At 68.1% G+C, this 20,642-nt stretch carries 18 protein-coding genes; 12 read left to right on the top strand and 6 right to left on the bottom strand.

Going from position 1 to position 20,642, the window contains the following annotated elements; all coding sequences use genetic code 11:
* Nucleotides 1-23: 23 nt before the first annotated feature.
* Complete coding sequence (locus I6I07_RS29110) at nucleotides 24-524, bottom strand: MarR family winged helix-turn-helix transcriptional regulator (RefSeq protein WP_035360147.1); 501 nt, start codon at nucleotides 522-524, stop codon at nucleotides 24-26.
* 31 nt (nucleotides 525-555) lie between these two features.
* Nucleotides 556-1,443 carry a DMT family transporter gene (locus I6I07_RS29105; RefSeq protein ID WP_006393925.1) on the bottom strand — a complete coding sequence of 296 codons (888 nt, stop codon included), beginning with the start codon at nucleotides 1,441-1,443 and terminating at the stop codon, nucleotides 556-558.
* A 116-nt stretch (nucleotides 1,444-1,559) separates the two neighbouring features.
* Between I6I07_RS29105 and I6I07_RS29100 the strand changes: the two genes are divergently transcribed.
* From I6I07_RS29100 to I6I07_RS29055, 10 genes are all read left to right on the top strand, one after another.
* A complete protein-coding gene (locus I6I07_RS29100; RefSeq protein WP_198484710.1) occupies nucleotides 1,560-2,540 on the top strand; it encodes a DMT family transporter in 981 nt (326 codons plus the stop codon).
* Nucleotides 2,541-2,603: 63 nt separating this feature from the next.
* Entirely contained in the window at nucleotides 2,604-3,593 is a 990-nt protein-coding gene (locus tag I6I07_RS29095) for a quinone oxidoreductase family protein (protein ID WP_006393927.1), read from the top strand.
* Nucleotides 3,594-3,751: 158 nt separating this feature from the next.
* Nucleotides 3,752-5,248, top strand: coding sequence for a phenylacetaldehyde dehydrogenase StyD (gene styD, locus I6I07_RS29090; RefSeq protein ID WP_198484709.1), 1,497 nt, complete (start codon nucleotides 3,752-3,754; stop codon nucleotides 5,246-5,248).
* Nucleotides 5,249-5,317: 69 nt separating this feature from the next.
* Entirely contained in the window at nucleotides 5,318-6,199 is an 882-nt protein-coding gene (locus I6I07_RS29085; RefSeq protein WP_198484708.1) for a transporter, read from the top strand.
* A gap of 31 nt (nucleotides 6,200-6,230) precedes the next feature.
* The gene (locus I6I07_RS29080) at nucleotides 6,231-7,421 is read left to right on the top strand and encodes an amine dehydrogenase large subunit (protein ID WP_198484707.1); all 1,191 of its coding nucleotides are present in this window, start codon (nucleotides 6,231-6,233) and stop codon (nucleotides 7,419-7,421) included.
* On the top strand, nucleotides 7,418-7,975 hold the full coding sequence (locus tag I6I07_RS29075) for a MauE/DoxX family redox-associated membrane protein (RefSeq protein WP_198484706.1): 558 nt from the start codon (nucleotides 7,418-7,420) through the stop codon (nucleotides 7,973-7,975). The genes I6I07_RS29080 and I6I07_RS29075 overlap by 4 nt, the downstream gene beginning before the upstream one ends.
* Nucleotides 7,976-7,996: 21 nt before the next feature.
* Nucleotides 7,997-8,635, top strand: coding sequence for a methylamine dehydrogenase accessory protein MauD (mauD, locus tag I6I07_RS29070; RefSeq protein WP_198484705.1), 639 nt, complete (start codon nucleotides 7,997-7,999; stop codon nucleotides 8,633-8,635).
* Entirely contained in the window at nucleotides 8,619-9,134 is a 516-nt protein-coding gene (locus I6I07_RS29065) for a methylamine dehydrogenase light chain (RefSeq protein ID WP_198484704.1), read from the top strand. Before mauD ends, I6I07_RS29065 begins: the two co-directional genes overlap by 17 nt.
* A gap of 80 nt (nucleotides 9,135-9,214) precedes the next feature.
* Complete coding sequence (locus I6I07_RS29060; RefSeq protein WP_198484703.1) at nucleotides 9,215-9,721, top strand: c-type cytochrome; 507 nt, start codon at nucleotides 9,215-9,217, stop codon at nucleotides 9,719-9,721.
* A gap of 121 nt (nucleotides 9,722-9,842) precedes the next feature.
* Nucleotides 9,843-10,814: a helix-turn-helix domain-containing protein gene (locus I6I07_RS29055; RefSeq protein ID WP_198484702.1), complete on the top strand. Its 972-nt coding sequence runs from the start codon at nucleotides 9,843-9,845 to the stop codon at nucleotides 10,812-10,814.
* 49 nt (nucleotides 10,815-10,863) lie between these two features.
* Here the strand turns inward: I6I07_RS29055 and I6I07_RS29050 are convergent, their stop codons facing one another.
* Nucleotides 10,864-11,538 (bottom strand): epoxyqueuosine reductase QueH, encoded by a 675-nt coding sequence (locus I6I07_RS29050; protein WP_006393936.1) that lies wholly within the window; start codon nucleotides 11,536-11,538, stop codon nucleotides 10,864-10,866.
* A 103-nt stretch (nucleotides 11,539-11,641) separates the two neighbouring features.
* Nucleotides 11,642-14,407, bottom strand: coding sequence for a bifunctional [glutamate--ammonia ligase]-adenylyl-L-tyrosine phosphorylase/[glutamate--ammonia-ligase] adenylyltransferase (gene glnE, locus I6I07_RS29045; protein ID WP_198484701.1), 2,766 nt, complete (start codon nucleotides 14,405-14,407; stop codon nucleotides 11,642-11,644).
* 100 nt (nucleotides 14,408-14,507) lie between these two features.
* Between glnE and I6I07_RS29040 the strand changes: the two genes are divergently transcribed.
* Nucleotides 14,508-18,128 carry a YhdP family protein gene (locus I6I07_RS29040; RefSeq protein ID WP_232626149.1) on the top strand — a complete coding sequence of 1,207 codons (3,621 nt, stop codon included), beginning with the start codon at nucleotides 14,508-14,510 and terminating at the stop codon, nucleotides 18,126-18,128.
* Nucleotides 18,129-18,229: 101 nt separating this feature from the next.
* Nucleotides 18,230-18,577 (top strand): hypothetical protein, encoded by a 348-nt coding sequence (locus I6I07_RS29035; protein WP_198484699.1) that lies wholly within the window; start codon nucleotides 18,230-18,232, stop codon nucleotides 18,575-18,577.
* A gap of 173 nt (nucleotides 18,578-18,750) precedes the next feature.
* Here the strand turns inward: I6I07_RS29035 and rho are convergent, their stop codons facing one another.
* Both rho and trxA read right to left on the bottom strand, forming a co-directional pair.
* The gene (gene rho, locus I6I07_RS29030) at nucleotides 18,751-20,010 is read right to left on the bottom strand and encodes a transcription termination factor Rho (protein WP_006218533.1); all 1,260 of its coding nucleotides are present in this window, start codon (nucleotides 20,008-20,010) and stop codon (nucleotides 18,751-18,753) included.
* A 117-nt stretch (nucleotides 20,011-20,127) separates the two neighbouring features.
* Complete coding sequence (gene trxA, locus I6I07_RS29025) at nucleotides 20,128-20,454, bottom strand: thioredoxin TrxA (RefSeq protein ID WP_006387817.1); 327 nt, start codon at nucleotides 20,452-20,454, stop codon at nucleotides 20,128-20,130.
* Between the last annotated feature and the right edge of the window lie 188 nt (nucleotides 20,455-20,642).

Below are 20,642 nucleotides of genomic sequence, written 5' to 3'. Positions count from 1 at the left end.
CGGGTTGGCTTGGGCGGGCGCCGTCAGCGCTCGGGCGCGGAGGCGGAACCGTTGGCGATCATGCGGCGCAGGAAGTGCATCAGCTGCGTCACTTCGTCGGTGGAGAAACCACGCAGGTGGTGGTTCAGCACGCGGGCGATATTGGGCGGGATTTCGCGCGCCTTGGTCTCGCCCAGTTCGGTCAGTTCGATCTTCACGACCCGCCGGTCCAGCTGGTTGCGGGCCCGCCGCAGCAGGCCCTTGGCCTCGAGCCGGTCGAGCGTGCGGGTCATGGCGCCGGTGTCGACGCCGTTGAGCCGGGCCAGTTCGGCGGGCGTGTCGGCCCGGCCCAGGGCAACCATGGCGATCGGGCGCCACTGCATCGCGGTGAGGTCGAGCGGCGCCATTTCCTGGTCCAGCATGCGGTTCAGGGAGTTGGCGACCAACTTGATCAGGTAGCCGGCGTTTTCTTCCATCATGCAGCGGGTATCCCCGCGATAATGAACCGGATTTTCGGTGGATTCAGGACGTGACGAGGCATTCATGCAGCGAATTTTACTGCCTAGTCAGTAATTGTCAAGGCTGCTTTTGAGGGACGCTTTCCGGGGCGGCCGGCGCCTTGCGCAGGCCGGACCAGACGATGGCGGCCACGATCAGGGCCGCGCCGGCCATCATGCGCACCGTCGGCTGCTGGCTGAACAGCACCCAGGCGAAGGCGATGGCGTAGACCGGCTCCAGCGCGATCACCAGGCCGGCGCTGCGGGCGTTCAGGCGGGTCAGGCTGGAGACGAACAGGAAGTGCGACAGGCCGGTGCAGAACACGCCCAGCAACGCCAGCCAGAACCAGTCGATGGCGGGCAGGGCGGGCAACTGGCCGGCCGCGAACGGCAGCATCACCAGCGCCACCACCAGGTTCTGCCAGCAGGCCACCTGCATCGGGTCCATGCCCGAGGCCGAGCGGCGGTTGCTCAGGGCCAGCAGGGCGAAGGTCAGGCCCGACAGCAAGCCCCAGGCCAGGCCGATGGTGCCCTGGTCGGCTAGGTCGAACGAGGGTGTGACCAGCACCAGGCCGGCCGTGACCAGGCCCAGTAGCAGCCATTCGGCCAGCCGCACCCGTTCACGGAAGATCAGGCCCTCGAACAGCGTGATGAAGGCCGGGAAGCTGGCGAAGCCCAGCGTGGCGATGGCGATGCCGCCGACCTTGACCGAAATGAAGAAGGTGACCCAATGGGCCGCCAGCAGGGCGCCCGCGATCACCAGCACGAACAGCTGGGCCGGGGTCAGGGCGCCGAGCAACGGGCGGCGGCGCATGCGCGCGAACAGGCCCAGCGAGATGACCGCGAAGACCGCCCGTCCCAGCGTGATGACCGCCGCGCTGGCCTGGATCAGCTCGCCGAAGACGCCGGTCAGGCCGAACAGAACGGCGGCGATATGGATATAGGTCAGGGCGCGGTGTCGGGTCATTCGCAGGGGATGGCAGGGAACGGAAAGGCTCGGCGTCGGTTCGTGGCCGGGCCGCGGCAGGCTGAAAATGCGCGCCGGGCGTGCAAATCCCGCGGCGCTGAATCTAAAATCATCGCATGAATCGCATTGCCAAGCTTTTGCCGGTCTCTCGTCCCTCCAGCCGCGCGGCCGGTTTTTTCATGGCCGCGCTTGGCGCGATCCTGTTCTCCGCCAAGGCCATCGTCGTCAAGTTCACTTACCGCTACGGCATCGACGCGGTCACCCTGATCGCCTTCCGCATGCTGTTCGCCATGCCGTTCTTCGCGGCGGTGGCCTGGCATCAGTCGCGCCTGGCGGCGCGCGGCGAGATCGTCGTCATGACCTGGAAGGAACGCATCCAGGTCTGCCTGCTGGGCCTGTTGGGATACTACCTGTCCAGCTTCCTGGATTTCCTCGGCCTGCGCTACATCACCGCCAGCCTGGAGCGGCTGATCCTGTTCCTGTCGCCGTCGCTGGTGGTGCTGATCTCGGCCTTCTGGTTCAAGCGGCCGGTCGAGCGCCGGCAATGGCTCGCGATGATGCTGTCGTACGCCGGCGTGGTGCTGGTCTTCGCGCATGACCTGAGCTTCGGCGGGTCCTCCGAGGTGCTGTTAGGGTCTTTGTTCGTTTTCGGTTCGGCGCTCAGCTATTCTGTGTACCTGATTTGTTCCGGGGAACTGATCAAGCGCGTCGGGCCCACCCGGCTGGTGGCATATGCCATGCTGGTGTCGTGCGTGGCCTGCATCGTGCAGTTCTTCGTGATCCATCCGGCCTCCGTGCTGATCCAGCCGATGGGCGTGTACGGCTACTCGATCATCCATGCCACCCTGAACACGGTGGTGCCTGTCTTCATGCTGATGTGGGCGGTGGCGCTGATCGGCGCGCCGACCGCGTCGCTGCTGGGCATGCTGGGGCCGGTGTCGGTGCTGTTCCTGGCGTCGTGGTTCCTGGACGAGCCCGTGACGGTATGGCAGATGGCCGGCACCGCGCTGGTCCTGGCCGGGGTATTCGTATTGATGGGGGGCGGGGCCGCCAAGCCGCCGCCCGCCGCGCCGGGCGGCAGCGCGTCCGCGCGCTGAAGTCCGGGCTTCACATTTGATTCTCAAGCTTGCGTCGCAACATTTCAAAGAAAGGAGGCCAGCATGGCCAGCAATCTCGTCAAGGCAATTCGTATCGAGCAGCATGGCGGTCCCGAAGTCCTGAAACTGGTCGAAGTCGAAGTGCCGCCGCCGGCCGCCAATGAGGTCACCATCGACCAGCACGCGGCCGGGCTGAACTTCATCGATATCTATTTCCGCACGGGCTTGTATCCCCACCCGCTGCCGCACGGCCTGGGCTTCGAGGGCGCGGGCGTGGTCACGGCCGTTGGCGCCGATGTCAAGCACCTGAAGAAGGGCGATCGCGTGGCCTACGGCCAGAGCCCGATCGGCGCCTACGCCAAGGCCCGCAACGTGCCGGCCAACCAGGTCGTGAAGGTGCCCAAGGGCATCGGCTTCGACGAGGCCGCCGCCGTGATGCTCAAGGGCCTGACGGTGCAGTACCTGTTCCGCCAGACCTATCGCCTGCAAGGCAACGAAACCATCCTGTTCCACGCGGCCGCCGGCGGCGTGGGCCTGATCGCCTGCCAATGGGCGCGCGCGCTGGGCGTGAAGCTGATCGGCACCGTCTCCAGCCCCGAGAAGGCCGAACTGGCCCGCGCCAACGGCGCCTGGGAAACCATCGACTACTCGCGCGAGAACGTCGCCGAGCGCGTGCTCGAACTGACCGGCGGCAAGAAGGTGCCGGTGGTGTATGACGGCGTCGGCAAGGACACCTGGGAAACCTCGCTGGACAGCCTCGAGCCGCGCGGCCTGATGGTCAGCTTCGGCAACGCTTCCGGTCCGGTGGCGGGCGTGAATCTGGGCATCCTGAACCAGAAGGGCAGCCTGTACGTGACGCGGCCGTCGCTGGGCGTGCACGTCAACACGCTGGAAAAGCTGCAGGCCGCCTCGGACGAGCTGTTCGACCTGATCCTGAAGAAGAAGATCAAGGTCCGCATCGACCAGCGCTACAACCTGGAGCAGGCGGGCGAAGCGCAGACCGCGCTGGCCTCGCGCAAGACCACCGGCGCCACGGTGCTGATGCTGGACTGATCCGGCGCGCCCCTGGCGCCACGGACAAGGCGGGACGCATGGCGCGTCCCGCTTTTTTTTGCCGTGCGCACCGGGACAAATCGCCATGCACGGGCGGACAAGCCAGCGCGGTGGGCCGTTGCTATCCTGGCCTCACCTTATCCGTTGGAGCCTCACGCATGCCGTCCGCCCATTCTTCCGCCTCCGGCCGCCCGGAATTGGCCGCCATCCGCGAATACATGATCGTCGACGGCAAGCCGCTGCGCCAGGGGCAGGGCGAACCCATTGCCGTGCACGATCCGGCCACCGGCGAGGTCATCGCCACCCAGCTCGACGCCGGCGCGGCGCAGATCGACCTGGCGGTGCAGGCGGCGCGCCGGGCGTTCGCCAGCGGGCCGTGGCGCGACATGCTGCCGGCCGGCCGCGAGCGCCTGCTGCTGAACCTGGCGGACCTGGTGGAACGCCACGGCGAGGAACTGGCGCGGCTCGAGACGCTGAACAACGGCAAGCTGCTGGGCGTGGCCCAGGGGCTGGAGGTCGGCTCCGGCGCGCAATGGCTGCGCTACATGGCGGGCTGGGCCACCAAGCTGACCGGCGACACGCTGGCGCTGTCGATCCCGTTCCCGCCCGGCGTGAAATACAGCGCCTACACGCTGCCGCAGCCGGTGGGCGTGGTGGCCGCGATCATCCCGTGGAATTTCCCGCTGCTGATGGCGATCTGGAAGATCGCCCCGGCGCTGGCCGCCGGTTGCACGGTGGTGCTCAAGCCCGCCGAGGAAACCCCGCTGACCGCCTTGCGCCTGGCCGAGCTGGTGCTGGAAGCCGGCTTTCCGCCGGGCGTGGTCAATGTGGTGACCGGCCGCGGCGAGACCGCCGGCGCGGCGCTGGTGGCGCATCCGGGCGTGGACAAGATCGCCTTCACCGGCTCCACCGAGGTCGGCAAGCTCATCGGCCGCGCCGCCATGGACGACATGAAGCGCGTGTCGCTGGAACTGGGCGGCAAGTCGCCCGTGATCGTGCTCGATGATTGCGACGCCGACGTGGCGGCGCAGGGCGCGGCCGCCGCCATCTTCTTCAACCAGGGCCAGGTCTGCACCGCCGGTTCGCGGCTGTATGTGCAGAAGGGCCTGTACGCCAAGGTGGTGGAGCGGCTGGCCGACCTGGCCGCCGGCATGAAGCTGGGTTCGGGCTTCGCGCCGGACACGCAGGTGGGGCCGCTGGTGTCGGCGCGCCACCAGCGGCGCGTGATGGACTACATCGGCATCGGCCGCGCCGAGGGCGGCAAGGTGCTGGCGGGTGGCGACGCCGGCGAGGGCGCCGGCTATTTCGTGCGGCCGACGGTGTTCGCCGACGTGGCGCCCGACGCCCGCATCGCCCGCGAGGAGATCTTCGGGCCGGTGGTGGTGGCGCAGCCGTTCGACACGCTCGACGACGCCGTGCGGCTGGCCAACGACAGCGCCTTCGGCCTGGGCGCGAGCCTCTGGAGCAATGACCTGACGCGGGTCCAGCGCCTGATCCCGCGCATCGATGCGGGCACGCTCTGGATCAACACCCACAACATGCTGGACCCGAACATGCCGTTCGGGGGTTTCAAGCAGTCCGGCATCGGCCGTGAACACGGCCGCGCCGTACTGGACATGTACCTGGAGAAGAAGTCCGTTTGTATCGCTTACTAGACTGACGGCCGCGCGAGACAAGCCGGGAGATACCGGCGCGCGCGAGGCCGCGCAACCAAGGGGAAGTGCATGGCAGGCAAGACCAATTGCCGGGCCCGGGCGCGCACAGCATTGCTGCTGGCGGGCCTGGCCATGGCGCAGGCGGCATGGGCTGGAGACCCCAGCGCGCGAGACTGGATACCCGCGCCGGTGGGCACGAACATCATCGCCGGCTACCTGACCGGGCTGCGCTCGTCGGGGCTGTATTCGGCCGGCAAGCGCATCGACGGCGCCTCGGTGGACGTGGACGCGCTGATCTACCGCCAGATGCATTACCGGGAGCTGTTCGGCAAGACCGTGCAGCTCGAATTCATCGTGCCGATGTCGCGCACCACGATGGAGCTGCCGGGCGCCTCGCGCGACCGCCAGACCGGCATCGGCGACGTGACGCTGGGGTCCGCGATCTGGCTCTACAACAACGAGCAGACCAAGACCTGGTTCGCCTGGGAGCCGTTCGTGGTGGTGCCGGTGGGACGCTACGACGGCTCGCGGCCGGACACCTCGCCGGGCAAGAACCGCTGGTCCACCATCCAGGACTTCTCGTTCGTGAAGGGGGTGGGCGAATCCACCTTCCTGGAGGCCATCGGCGAAGTGGAAATCTACGGCCGCAACAGCGACTGGATGAGCCAGACGCTGAAGAAGGATCCGTCCTTCCGCTTCTTCGCGCTGGCCTCCACCAACATAACGGACAACACCTACACCGGCATCCGCTACCGCTACGAGACTGGCGGGCGCGAGCGCGCCGCGGGCGAAACGGTGACCAGCCGCGCCCGCAACCACCAGCTGGCGCTGGAACTGACGCACCAGATCAACGACGCCAACCAGATCCAGATGCAGTACATCCACGACCTGAAGGTCGAGAACGGCCCGCGCATGCGGGGCGTGCAGATGCGCTACGTCTACGCCTTCTAGGAGCAACGGACATGACACCAGGAGAGATCCAATGATTGCGCTTTGTGCCAACAGACGCGCCGCGCGGGCCGGCAAATGGGCGCTGTGCGCGGCCCTGGCCGCGGCCGCCGGGCTTGCCCGCGCCGACCTGCCGGTCGAGGAGCTCAAGGGCGGCACCCGCCTGCCGCCGGCCACGCCGCACCGGCTGTACGTGATGGACGCGGTGTTCAATCACCTGGTCGACAGCCGCGTCAACATCTACGACGGCGACACGATGAAATTCCTGGGGCTGGTGCCCTCGTCGTTCAACGGCCACATGACGGTGTCGGCCGACGGCAAGGACATCTACATCATGACCACCTACTACGAGCGCCTGAACCGCGGCAAGCGCACCGACGTGGTCGAGGCCTGGGACGCCGAGACGCTGACGCCCAAGTACGAGGTGCCGATTCCCGAGAAGCGCGCGCAGGCGCTGAACTACCGCAACTACCTGCAGCAGAGTTCCGACGGCGGCCTGTTGTTCGTGCAGAACGCCACGCCCGCCTCGTCGGTCACGGTGGTCGACCTGAAGACGCGCAAGTTCGCCGACGAAGTGACCGCGTCCGCGGGGTGCTGGAGCATCATCGTGCCGCCGTCGCGGCCGCGCAGCTTCGCCAGCATCTGCGGCGACGGCTCGTTCGTCACGGTCGACCTGGACGCGGCCGGCAAGCCGTCGGGCCAGCAGCGCAGCAAGCCCATGTTCGAGGTCGAGAAGGACCCGATCTTCACCCATACCGACCGCCTGGGCGACACCTTCTACTTCGTCTCGTACAACGGCAACGTCTACAGCGCCGATTTCAGCGGCGCCGAGGCCCGCTTCGGCGAGCGCTGGTCGCTGCTGGACGCTTCCGGCAAGGACCGCGGCTGGCGTCCCGGCGGCTACAACCTGCTGGCGGTGAACCGCGCCAGCAAGCGGCTGTACGTGGGCATGCATCCGAATGGCGCCGAGGGCACGCACAAGACGCCGGCGGCCGAGATCTGGGTCTACGACCTGGCCACGCACAAGCGGCTGGCGCGCATCCCCGGCAAGAATGCGCTGTCGATGTCGGTGTCGCAGGACGACAAGCCGCGCCTGTTCACCATCGACGGCGGCAACGTCAACATCTACGACGCGGCGCCGGCCGCGCCGGTGCTCAAGGGCACGATCCAGGGCGCGGGCGAGACGGCGCTGCAGGTCGAGCCGCAGCCGGGAGGCGCGCAATGACCGATCCCGTCCTGTTCTACGCCGCCAGCGCCGCGCTGGCCTGCGTGCTGCTGCTGGGCGCGCTCGACAAGCTCAAGGACATGGCCGCCTTCAGCGCCGCCGTGACGGCCTACGAGATCGTGCCGGCCGGCCTGGCCGCCGTGTTCGCCTGGGGCTACCTGCTGGCCGAAGCGCTGGCCGGCGCCCTGTTGCTGGCGCCGGGCGCGCAGGCCGGGGGCGCCACGCTGGCGTTGCTGGTGCTGGCCCTGGCGACGGCCGGCGTGGCGCTCAACCTGGCGCGCGGCCGCCGCGATATCGATTGCGGCTGCGGCGGTCCCGCCTTCCGGGGCGCGGCGGCGCGCGGCGCCGGGCTGTCCTGGTGGATGGTGCTGCGCAATGCCTTGCTGGCGTCGTGGACGCTGCCGGTGTTCGCCGCGGCGCAAGGCGCTTCGCGCAGCCTGCAATGGGCCGACGCGGCCTCGGTCTTCGGCCTGGCGATGTGCGCCGTGGCCTTGTATTTCACCGTCAATCATCTGCTGGCCTCGCATCTGAAGCTGCGGCAGCTGCATACCTAGAACCAAGGGAGCGACACGATTATGGAAGCCTTGATCATTTCCAATTTTCTGCTGTGGGGCGTGGTGCTCTGCCTGATGCTGGTCATCCTGGCGCTGTCGCGCCAGATCGGCGTGCTGTACGAACGCGTGGCGCCGATGGGGGCGCTGACCATGGACAAGGGGCCGGCGGTGGGCGAAGCCGCGCCGCGCTTCGAACTGGCCGACCTGCTGGGCCGGCGCCTGACCATCGGCGAACGCGGCCAGCACAGCCAGCTGCTGTTCTTCCTGTCGCCGACCTGCCCGGTGTGCAAGAAGCTGCTGCCGATCCTCAAGTCGGTGGCCGGCACCGAGAGCGCCTGGCTGCGCATCGTGCTGGCCAGTGATGGCGAGATGCCCGAGCACCTGGCGTTCTACCGCCAGGCGGCGCTGGAGCGCTTTCCCTATCTGCTGTCGACCGAACTGGGCATGAAGTTCCAGATCAGCAAGCTGCCGTACGCGGTGCTGATCGACGAGTCCGGCGTGATCCGCGCCAAGGGCCTGATCAACTCGCGCGAACAGCTGGAAAGCCTGTTCACGGCCAAGGAACTGGGCGTGGCGTCGGTGCAGGAATTCCTGGCCGGCGGCGCGTTGGAAGAGACCCGCATTTCACGCAAGGAGAACGGCAATGCGCTGGTTGGATAAGCTTGGAGAGCGCGCCACGCGCTCCGTCGCCCACGCCACGTCGCGCCGCAGCGTGCTCAACCGCATCGGCCGCGTGCTGGTCGGCACCGCCTTCCTGGTGCCGGTGCTGCCGGTGGCCCGGTCCGCGCCGGCGGCGGCCAGGAAGCCGCAGACCGACGAGACCGCCTGCGACTACTGGCGCTATTGCGCGGTGGACGGCTTCCTGTGTTCGTGCTGCGGCGGCAGCACGACCTCGTGCCCGCCGGGCACCTCGCCGTCGGCGGTGTCGTGGGTCGGCACCTGCCACAACCCGCTGGACGGCAAGGACTATCTCATCAGCTACAACGACTGCTGCGGCAAGACGGCCTGCGGCAAGTGCATGTGCGCCTCGGCCGAGCGCGAGCGGCCGGGCTACCAGATGTTCCTGCACAACGACGTCAACTGGTGCATGTCCAACGAGTCGTCGATCTTCCACTGCACCACCTCCGTGATCGTGGGGTTGGCCAAGAAGAAGCCATGAACGGGATGGCGGGAAGACGGCGCGGCGGGCGAGGGCGGTGGCGTGGCGCCATCGCCCGGCTGGCCTGTGCGGCGGTTGCGGTGACGATCGGGGCAGCCGCCGTCGCCGGCGAGGCGGCGCCCGCGGCCGGGCAGGCCGCCGCGGGACCGGTCGCGGCGGCGAATGGCGCGCCCGCCGCCGGCACGCTGTGGCAGGCCGCGCGCGCCGACTACGTGCTGCAATGCGCCGGCTGCCACCGGGTCGACGGCCGTGGCAGCACGCCGCACGGCATTCCCGATTTCCGCAACTCGGTGGGCGCCTTCACGCACCTGCCGGCCGGGCGCGAATACCTGATCCGGGTGCCGGGCGCGGCCTATTCGCAGTTGAGCAATGCCGAGCTGGCCAATGTGTTGAACTGGCTGTTGCACACGTTCAGCCCGGCGCAGTTGCCGGCCAATTTCTCGCCCTACACGGAGAGCGAGGTGGCGGCGGCTCGGCCGCGCCGCTATGACGACGTGGTGCCGGTGCGCCATGGCCTGGCGCGCGAGCTGGCGGCGCTGGGCCTGGCGTTGTCCGACTATTCATATGGCAGCGCCCGCAAGCCCTGAGGCCGCGTGGCGCGCGGGGCCCGTGCCAGGCGCCCTAGGGGTTGTCACGGATACTCCCGGCCCGGGGCTCGGTGATAGAAAGAAGACCGCCTTTTGTTCCATGCCGCGCGCCGGAGCCGCCATGTCCCACCCTCTCTTACGCAGCGCGCCCCAGCAGTTCCTGGATTGCGCCAGCTGGAAGGAAAACATCAGCAACACCTTTGTGCCGCTGGAGGTGTCGGCCGCCGATCCGAAGCGCTTTCGCAGCAGCGTGGCGGTGGATTCGCTGGGCTGGATGCAGGTCTGCGAGATGCGCACCGGCGCGCAGCGCGTGCGCCGCACCCGGCTGCTGGCCGAGCGCGCCGAGGCGTCCGGCTACAAGGTCACGCTGCAGCTCGATGGCCGCAGCGAGATCCGGCAGGCGGCGCGCACCGCCTTGCTGATGCCCGGCGAATGGGGCATCTACGACACCACCCGTCCGTACGAGGTCGATGTCGACGACGATGCCCATTTCCTGGTGATGCAGGTGCCGGGCAAGCAATCCGAGGCCTGGCTGCCGGCCATGCGCAACGCGGTGGCGCGCAGCTTCAGCGCCCGCCACGGCTGCGGCCGCATGGCCATGGACCTGCTGCGGGTGGCGCTGAGCGAGCACGCGCATCTGTCGGACAGCGCGGCGCGCGATGCGGCCAACGCCGTCATGCAGATGATGGGGCTGGATATCAGCGAGCGGGCCGGTGGCGCGGGCGGACAGGACCAGCTGGAAATGCGTCAGGCGCAACTGCGCCGCGTGCAGCAATACCTGGTCGAGAACCTGCACGATCCTGACCTGTCGCCAGCGACGGCGGCCGAGGCCCTGCGCGTGTCGCGCCGCTATCTGTACAACCTGTTCGCCCAGGCCGCCACGACGCCGGCCGATTTCATCCTCAGCGCGCGCCTGGAGCGCTGCCGCGACATGCTGGCCGATGCCGCGCAGACCGCGCGGCAGATCGGCGAGATCGCCTTCCGTCATGGGTTTTCGGATGCGGCGCGTTTCAGCCACGCGTTCCGCAACCGCTATGGGGTGTCGCCGTCGGAGTACCGGCGCCAGGGGCGCCTGCCGGGCGAATCGGCCTGAGGCCGGCGTAGCCGCGCGCTGGCGCAATGGCCGGCGCGGCCCGGTCCGATCAGAGGTTTTCCTCGTTGATCAGGTCTTCCTTGCCGTAGAACTTCACGCCGATGTGGATGCGCTCGCGGCCCTGCGCGCGGCGGTGGCGGTTGGTGTCGCGCAGCGAATAGACGCAGCCGCAGTATTCCTGCTGGTAGAAGTTCTCGCGCTTGCTGATCTCGATCATGCGCGACGAACCGCCGCCCTTGCGCCAGTTGTAGGTCCAGTAGATCAGGTCGTCGTAGCGCGCGGCCGCGCGTTCGCCGCAGCCGTTGATCTGGTTCATGTCCTTCCAGCGCGAGATGCCGAGCGAGCTGGTGATGGTGTCGAAGCCATGTTCGTGGGCGTACAGCGCGGTGCGCTCGAAGCGCATGTCGAAGCAGGCGGTGCAGCGCTCGCCGCGCTCGGGGGCGTCTTCCATGCCCTTGACGCGGTCGAACCAGTTGTCCATGTCGTAGTCGGCGTCGATGAACTCGATGCCGTGCTGCTCGGCGAAGCGGATGTTCTCCTGCTTGCGGATCTCGTACTCTTTGACCGGATGGATGTTCGGGTTGTAGAAGTAGATCGCGTAGTCGATGCCGGAAGCCGTCATGGCTTCCATGACCTCGCCGGAACAGGGCGCGCAGCACGAGTGCATCAGCACCTTGCGGCGGCCGGCGGGCAGGTCGAGTTTGGGACGCACGAGTTCGGACATGATCAAAAGCAGGCGGTGAGGCGGAAAACTCCTTATTTTACGCTGAGTTGCCGCCTTGGCCAGGGGGCGCCGGCAAGCGCCGCCCGGAAGGGCTTGCCGCGGCTCAGCCCAGCACCGCGTCCCACAGCTCGCGCACGGCCGCGCGTTCGGCCTGCAGCTGGTCGGGCGCCACGCGGGCCTTTTCCACGCCCTGCATGCGCAGCTGGTGCTGCACGCGCCGCAGCGTGCGGTAGGCGTCGCCGGCCCGGGCGGCCAGCGCCGGCTCGATCAGCCCGGCCTCGCCGGCCAGGCGCAGCAGGGTGATGTTGCCCAGGTTGCGCACCAGCATGGGGTGGGTGCCGGCGTGGCACAGCACCAGGTACTGGGTCACGAATTCGACGTCGACCATGCCGCCGGCGTCGTGCTTCAGGTCGAACCGGTCGGTGCTGTTGGGGTGCCCGGCGTTGATCTTCTGGCGCATCGCCAGCACTTCCTCGCGCAGCTTGGCCGTGTCGCGCGGCATCACCAGGATGGCCTCGCGGATCTGCTCGAAGCGCTGGCCAACGTCGCTGTCGCCGGAGGCGTGGCGGGCGCGGGTCAGGGCCTGGTGCTCCCAGGCCCAGGCGTGCTTCTGCTGGTATTGCTCGAAGGCCTCGACCGACACCGCCAGCAGGCCGGCGTCGCCGTCCGGGCGCAGGCGCAGGTCGATCTCGTACAGGCGGCCCGACGACGTCATGGTGGACAGCCACGAGGTCATGCGGCGGCCCAGCTTGGCGTAGACCTCGGCGGCGTCCTCGCGCGGATCGTCATACAGGAACACCAGGTCCAGGTCCGAGGCGTAGCCCAGTTCCTTGCCGCCCAGCTTGCCGTAGGCGATGACGGCGAAGCGCGGCGTGGCGCCCGCGGCCTTGTTCACCAGCGGCCAGGTGCGGCGGATGGTTTCCGTCAGCAGCAGGTCGGCCAGGGCCGACAACTGGTCGGCGAGCTTTTCCACCGTCAGCTCGCCTTCCAGGTCCTGCGCCAGCAGCTGGAAGCTGGCCTGGCGCTGCACGTCGCGCATCAGGTTCATCTGGCGCTCGATGTCGGGGTCGCCATCGGGCAGGCGGCAGGCGTCGAGGTCGGCGGACAGCTGGCGCGCGATCTGGGCGAAATCGAGCGGCTCGAACAGGGTGCGCCAGTCGATCAGGCTGTCCAGCAACAGCGGGTGCTGCGTCAGGTACTGGGCCGCCCAGGGGCTGGCCGCGACCATGCGCGCGACCCGCGCCAGGGTGTCGGGGTATTCGGCCAGCAGCGCCAGGTAGGCGCTGCGCTGGGCGATCTTCTCGATCAGGTCGAACAGGCGCACGGCGGCGTCCAGCGGCGCGCTGGTCTGGCGCGCGGCGCGCAGCGCGGCCGGCAGCAGGGTTTCCATGCGGCGCCGGCTGCTTTCGGGCAGGCTGCGCACGCGGTGGCTGCCCAGCAGCGTTTCGGTGCGGCGCAGCAGGTCGTCGGCCTGCTCGCCGAAGGCCTGGCGGATCTGCTCGGCCAGGGCGCATTCCTCGTCGGCTTCGTCGGCGGGCGTGTCGGCGCCGGCATCGGCGGTGTCTTCCTTATCCATGCCCACCATGCGGAACACGTTGCGGAAGGTCCGCGAGACGAACTGGCGGTGCGCGGCCAGCGTGCTTTCGAAGTCCTGCGGGCTCAGCCCCAGCGCGGCGGCCAGCGCGGCGCGCTGGTCCGGGTCGCCCGGCAGCAGGTGGGTCTGTTCGTCCTCGCGGTATTGCAGCGCGTGTTCGGTGCGGCGCAGGAAGCGGTAGGCCTCTTCCAGGCGGCGCGCGTCGTCCTCGGGCACCAGGCCCGCGACCTGCTCGGCGTGCAGCGCCGCCAGCAGCCCGCGCTGCTGCAGCGCCGGCATGCGGCCGCCGCGGATCAGTTGCGCCAGTTGCACCACGAACTCGATTTCGCGGATGCCGCCGTCGCCCAGCTTGATGTTGTTGGCGCTGTCGATGCCGTTGCGGGCCGAGGCGCGGCGCTGCCAGTCCTGGCGGATGCGCTCGCGCAGCGCGCGCAGCGCGGCCAGCGCGTCGAAGTCGAAATATTTGCGGTAGACGAACGGCACGCGCAGGCTTTCCAGCTGGCGGGCCTGGGCCGCGCTGTCGCTGCCCGCGAAGGCCTGGCCCGGCATCAGGCGCGCCTTGAGCCAGGCATAGCGTTCCCATTCGCGGCCCTGGCCGATCAGGTAGTGTTCCAGCGCGTCCAGGCTCCAGGCCAGCGGGCCGGCGTCGCCGTCCGGGCGCAGGCGCAGGTCGGTCCGGAACACCTGGCCGTTGGCGTCGACTTCGGACAGCACCGGCATCATGCGCCGCGTCAGGCGGCCATAGAACTCGTGGTGGCTGATGCGGCGCGGGCCGTCGGTGTCGCCTTCCTCGCCGTACAGCATGATCAGGTCGATGTCGGACGAGACATTCAATTCACCGCCGCCCAGCTTGCCCATGCCGACGATCAGCATTTCCTGGGGCAGGCCGGTGGCCGGATCGCGCGGCACACCGTGCACCGCGGCCAGGTCGGCGGCCACGCTGCGATAGGCGGCGGCCACCGCGGCATCGGCCAGCGCCGTCATCGCGCCCACCACTTCCTCCAGCGGCGCCTGGCCGGACAGGTCGCGCACGATCAGGGTGCTGAAGACGCGTTCGCGCAATTTGCGCAGCACCTGGCGGCACAGGTCCACCGGCAGGATGTCGGGCGCGCCCGGGCCGGCCAGCTCCGCCTGCCATTGCGCCAGCCGCTCGGGTGTGACCGGTTGTTGCACCGCTTGCGCCAGCCAGGCGGCCAGATCCGGGTGGGCGTCGAGACGGCGGCGCAGATGGCCGGACCAGGCGAGGGCGGGGGCAAACAGGGCGGGCGTGGACATGGCGATCGGACGAAGACGAATGGACGCGTTTCAGGTATAAGTGGGGACGATACCGCAAGACTATTCTCCTGCCCACCGATCCGTGTCTGTTTCAAAAAAAGTGTTCTGCTGCCTGTTCTGGGCGGTGCTGACCGTGTACGGCGTCGTGGCCATCGGGCTCCTGGGCGTCCGCTATTGGGTCTTGCCGCGCGTGGACCAGTGGCGTCCCCAGATCGAAGCCTACGCCAGTCAGGCGTTGGGCGCTCGCGTCACGATCGGCGCCATCCAGGCGGACTGGCAGGGCCTCAATCCCCGCCTGGATCTTTCCTCGGTCCAGGTCTATGACGACCAGGCCGCGCCGGTGCTGACGCTGCCTTCGGTGTCGGCGGTGCTGGCCTGGCGCAGCCTGCTGACGCTGTCGCCCAAGCTGGTGCGGCTGCGCCTGGAACAACCCGAACTGACCCTGCGCCGCGATGCCGACAACCGCCTGTGGGTGGCGGGGCAGGGCATCGACCTGAATGCCAGCGATCACCGTTCGGACCTGGATCATCCGGCGCTGCGCTGGCTGACCGCGCAGCGCGAGCTGCTCATTCATGGCGCCCGCATCCGCTGGCAGGACGAACTGCGCCAGGCGCCCGAACTGGTCCTGAGCAATGTCGATTTCCTGGTGCGCAACGGCAGCCTGTCGCACCGTTTCGTGCTGCGCGCCGACGCCGATCCGGCGCTGGCGCGCAAGGTGGACCTGCGCGGCGAATTCAACCGCAGCCTGTTCAGCGCCAACGCCGCCAGCCCGGCCAACTGGAGCGGTCAGGTCTATGCCGAGCTGGATGACGCCGAGCCGATGGCCTGGGCGCCCTGGATGTCGCCGCCGGCCATCAAGGGGCGCGTCAGCGCCCGCGCCTGGCTGCAGCTGGATCATGGCACCTTCACCAGGCTGACCACCGATGTGGCCGCGCGCGGCGTCGATTGGGCGTCGGCGCCGGACGCCCCGGCGGTGCGCGGCGGCTACGCGCAGTTCCGCATCGAGGGCACGCCCGGCGATTTCGTCCAGAGCGAGCAGGTGCCGCTGGCGCGCAGCGCCGGCGCGGCGGACCTGTCGGTCAGTGGCCGCGTCGAGCAATTGCGCGTGGCCTTGCCCGGCGTCTTCGAACAGCCCGAGCTGGGCGCCAGCGAGATCGCGCTGGATGCCCGCGTCAAGGGCGTCGATGCCCGCGACTGGTTCGTCGACGTGGGCCAGTTGCGGGTCGTCAACGACGACCTCGACGTCCGCTTGCAGGGCCAGTGGCGCAAGGAAGGCAAGAGCGCCGCGGGCAGCGTCGACATGCGCGGCACGCTGGTGCGCGGCGCCATGAACGCGATCCACCGCTACCTGCCGCTGGAGGTCAATGCGGACGCGCGCGAATGGCTGGCGACCGGCTTGCCGGCCGGGCAGATGGAGTCGGCCTCCATCACGCTCAAGGGCGACCTGGACGAATTCCCCTTCGGCGCCCCCGGCTCGACCGGTGAATTCGTCATCGCCGGCGCCTACACCGGCGCCAAGGTCGATTACGCGCCGGCCCGCACTCACCGCAAGGGCTGGCCGATGCTGGAGAACCTGTCGGGCAACTTCCGCGTCGACAAGGTCGGGCTGGTGCTCGACAGCCCGGGCGGCGCGGTGGCCCATACCGGGCCGGGCCAGACGGTGACGCTGGGGGCGGTCACCGCCACCATTCCCGACATGGAGAACAACGCCGAACTGACGGTCAACGGCGACACCAGCGGGACGGTGCCGGCCTACCTGGCGCTGTCGGACAGCTCGCCGCTGGGCCAGTTGCTGGACGGCGCGCTCGACGAGGCGCGCGGCACGGGCAACTGGCGCATGCCGCTCAAGCTGAAGGTGCCGTTGATGAACACCGACGACACCCAGGTCGAAGGCAAGATCCAGTTCGCCGACAACACCTTCACCTTCATGCCGGAAATGCCGCTGCTCAGCCAGATGCACGGCGACCTGGAGTTTTCGGAGAAGGGCGTGCGCACCAAGGAGATCCGCGCGCAGTTCCTGGGCGGCCCGGTCAAGATCTCGGGCAGCCTGGTGCAGCCGACGGACGCCTTGCGCTTCGAGGGCGTGCTGGCCGGGTCCGGGCTGGCGCAGATCAGCAATACGCCGTCGATGGGGCGCTTTTCGGGCAAGACCGCCTACAAGGGCAAGGTCGGCTACCAGCGCGGCGGATCGGTGGAACTGTCGATGGAGTCCGACCTGACCGGCCTGGCCATCGACATGCCGGCGCCCGTCGGCAAGGCGGCGCCGCTGGCGCGGCCGCTCAAGCTGCAATGGGGCGCGGCGCAGGACCGCGGCGCCAAGGGCCGGCGCTGGCTGACCGCCAGCCTGGGCGACAACATCAACGCGCTGTTCGAGCGCGATCCGACCGATGCCGCGCCGTCGTACTTCGCGCGCGGCACGCTTGGCATCGATCGTCCGGCCAGCCTGCCCGAGCGCGGCCTGAGCCTGAGCGCCACGCTGCCGGAACTGGACATGGATGCCTGGGAAAAGGTCTCCGACGGTTTCGACCCGCCGCCCGTCAAGGGGCGTGCGGCGCCGCGGCCGCTGTTGCCCGCGCCCGAGCGCGTGAGCCTGGCCACGGGCCTGCTGCGCACCAGCGGCTATACGCTCAACGACCTGACCCTGTACGCCACCCGGCCGGCTCCGGCCCAGTGGCGCGTGGATATCCAGTCGCGCCAGGCGGCGGGCTCGCTGTCCTGGCGCGAGGCCTCCGGCGCCATCGCGGGCCAGATCACCGCGCGCTTCAAGCACCTGGCGCTGGGCGGCGCGGATGACACTAACGAGGCCGACAAGGCGCTGTCCTCGGGCAACGACCTGTCGGACATTCCGGCGATCGACCTGCAGGCCAAGGAATTCCGCCTGTACGGCAAGAACCTGGGCGAGCTGCAGGTGCTCGGCACCAACCTCGAACGCGGCCGCCAGTGGCGCCTGGACAAGCTGTCGATCACCAATGACGCCGCCACCTTGAACGCCACCGGCGCCTGGCGCCTCGAGGGCCCGGATCGCGGCCTGACGGTGGATGCCACCGCCAAGTTCGAGAACGTGGGCAGCTTCATGGACCGCATCGGCTTCGAGCGCGTGGTGTCGGGCGGCACCGGCGGCATCAAGGCCAACGTGACCTGGCGCAACCTGCCCTGGACCCACAATATCGCCGACGTGATCGGCGATGCCGAGATCACCCTGGACAAGGGCCGCTTCATGCACGTGAATTCGCGCACGGCGCGCCTGCTGGAGCTGCTGTCGCTGCAATCGCTGCAGCGCCTGGCGCGGCTCGACGTCAATCCGACCAACCTGCTGCGCGATGGTTTTCCGTTCGACACCGTGCGCGGGCAAATCAAGCTGGCGGACGGCTCGCTCAAGACCGAGGGCTACAAGATCAACGGCCCGGTCGCCGCCATCGTGCTGGCAGGCGACGTCAACATCGTGCAGGAGCGCTGGAACCTGAAGGCGGTGGTGATTCCCAACCTGGACGCCAGCGGCGCGGCGATGGTCACGGCGCTGGCGGTCAACCCGCTGATCGGCCTGGGCGCCTTCGTCACGCAATGGCTGCTCAAGCAGCCACTGGCGCGCGCCATGACCATGGAATACGCCGTGACCGGCAGCTGGGACGATCCCAAGATCGACCCGATCGACGACTCGGGCAAGCCGGCGCCCAAGCAGACGCCCAAGCCGCGCAGCCTGGAAGAATTCATCGAACATTGATCCGGCCGCCGCTTCCTGACATTGGGATACAGACCGTACAGACAGCAACGCGCCGGCGCCATTAAGCTGCGTCAGTCCCGATAACGATGGAGTCGTCGCACATGGCCAAGTCCCGCATCCGCCTGGCAACGGTGGTCGCATTGATGAGTGTTTCCGCCTGGGCCCAGGCCCAGGACCTGGTCCTGCCCACTATCCCGGAGGCGACGGATGCGATCGTCGACATGCTCGCGGGCACCGGCCTGTCGCGCCCGTCCGAGGTCAAGCTGGGCACCTGCGTGGCCGCGGAGCAGGCCTCCCACCCGGGGCAGGTCGCCTGCACGGTGGCGGTGACGATGGGCGCCGCGGTCAACGAGAACCAGATGGACTTCTACAAGCAGGGCAAGAACTGGAAGGCCCAGCCCAGCATGTCGCAGGACAAGCTGCCGTTCCCCGACCCCAAATTGCATTGAGCGCCGGTTTGAAGAGATCCCGGACGGAGTGACCGCCGCCGGAGCGTGCCGCTCCGGCGCAACGCGCGTCCGACCCGCGCGTAATTCCGGCCCCAGAAAGCATTTGGCGAGGACCGCCGTGGGGCAATCCTCGCCAAATCGATGCGTGCGCCCGGCATGCGGGCGGCGACGGCTTACTTCTTCTTCATCATGTCGAAGAATTCGGCGTTGGTCTTGGTGGCGCGCATCTTGTCCAGGATGAATTCCATGGATTGGACTTCGTCCATGTCGTGGATGAACTTGCGCAGCACCCAGACCTTCTGCAGCAGGTCCGGCGCGATCAGCAGTTCTTCGCGGCGGGTGCCCGACTTGTTCAGGTTGATGGACGGGTAGACGCGCTTTTCCGCCAGGCGACGCTCCAGGTGCACTTCGGAGTTGCCGGTGCCCTTGAATTCTTCGTAGATGACTTCGTCCATGCGGCTGCCGGTCTCGATCAGCGCGGTGCCCAGGATGGTCAGCGAACCGCCTTCCTCGAGGTTGCGCGCGGCGCCGAAGAAGCGCTTGGGACGTTGCAGGGCGTTGGCGTCGACACCGCCGGTCAGCACCTTGCCGGAAGCCGGCACCACGGTGTTGTAGGCGCGGGCCAGGCGGGTGATCGAGTCCAGCAGGATCACCACGTCCTTCTTCATTTCGACCAGGCGCTTGGCCTTCTCGATGACCATTTCAGCGACCTGCACGTGGCGGGTGGCGGGCTCATCGAAGGTCGAGGCGACCACTTCGCCGCGCACGGTGCGCTGCATTTCGGTCACTTCCTCGGGACGCTCGTCCACCAGCAGGACGATCATGACCGCGTCGGGGTAGTTGGTGGTGATGGCGTGCGCGATGTGCTGCATCATCACCGTCTTGCCGGACTTGGGGCTGGCGACGATCAGGCCGCGCTGGCCCATGCCGATGGGGGCGAAGACGTCGAGGATGCGGCCCGTCAGGTTCTCTTCGCTCTTGATGTCGCGTTCCAGACGCATGGTCCGGTTCGGATGCAGCGGCGTCAGGTTCTCGAACATGATGCGATGCTTGATCGCCTCGGGCGCCACGCCGTTGACCTTGTCCACCTTGACCAGGGCGAAATAACGCTCGCCATCCTTGGGCGTGCGCACTTCGCCTTCGATCGAGTCGCCGGTGTGCAGGTTGAAGCGGCGGATCTGGGACGGCGAGATGTAGATATCGTCCGTGCTGGCCAGATACGAGGTCTCGGGCGAGCGCAGGAAACCGAAGCCGTCGGGCAGGACTTCCAGCACGCCGTCGCCAAAGATCTGCTCGCCCTGCTTGGCGCGCCGTTTCATGATGGCGAACATCAGCTCCTGCTTGCGCAGGCGGTTGGCGTTCTCGATTTCCAGGCCAGCGGCCATTTCCAGCAGCTGCGAGACATGCAGCGCCTTCAGTTCGTTGAGGTGCATCGCGGTGAGTGTTGGGGGAAAAGTAAAGGAGGGTTCTGGCGGCGCGCCACGGACGGGCTCGCGCGGTATGGAAGCAGCGCCGCCCCCAGGGCGGCGCCTTCGTTCACAGCACGCAGTTTACAACGCGCCGTCCAGGAATGCGGTGAGTTGCGACTTCGACAGCGCGCCAACCTTGGTGGCGGCAGCCTGGCCGTCTTTAAAGAGCATGAGGGTGGGGATGCCACGGATGCCGTACTTGGCGGCGGTGCCCTGGTTCTCGTCCACGTTGAGCTTGGCGATCGTCAGGCGACCGGCGTATTCGGTGGCGACTTCTTCCAGGATCGGGGCGATCATCTTGCAGGGGCCACACCAGGCAGCCCAGTAGTCCACCAGCACCGGCTGGCCGGACTTCAACACATCGGCATCGAAGCTCGCGTCACTGACGTTCTTGATTTGGTCGCTCATGATGGTGATTCTCGGGTTCGGCAGCAAAAGGCGAAAAAAGGGACGCCTTGCCGTTGTTCTTGTTTGTGGAATGGATTAAAGCATACCACTGTCAAAAACAACAGGCATACCACTGTTTATAACAACAGTACTTGCCGCTTTTGTGTAGGATATCGCGGCGCAGTTATCGCGATCCGGGGCATTGAACC

The sequence above is a fragment of the Achromobacter deleyi genome (assembly GCF_016127315.1).
Lineage (GTDB): Bacteria > Pseudomonadota > Gammaproteobacteria > Burkholderiales > Burkholderiaceae_B > Achromobacter > Achromobacter insuavis_A.
This window is presented reverse-complemented; position numbering and strand designations above follow the sequence as displayed.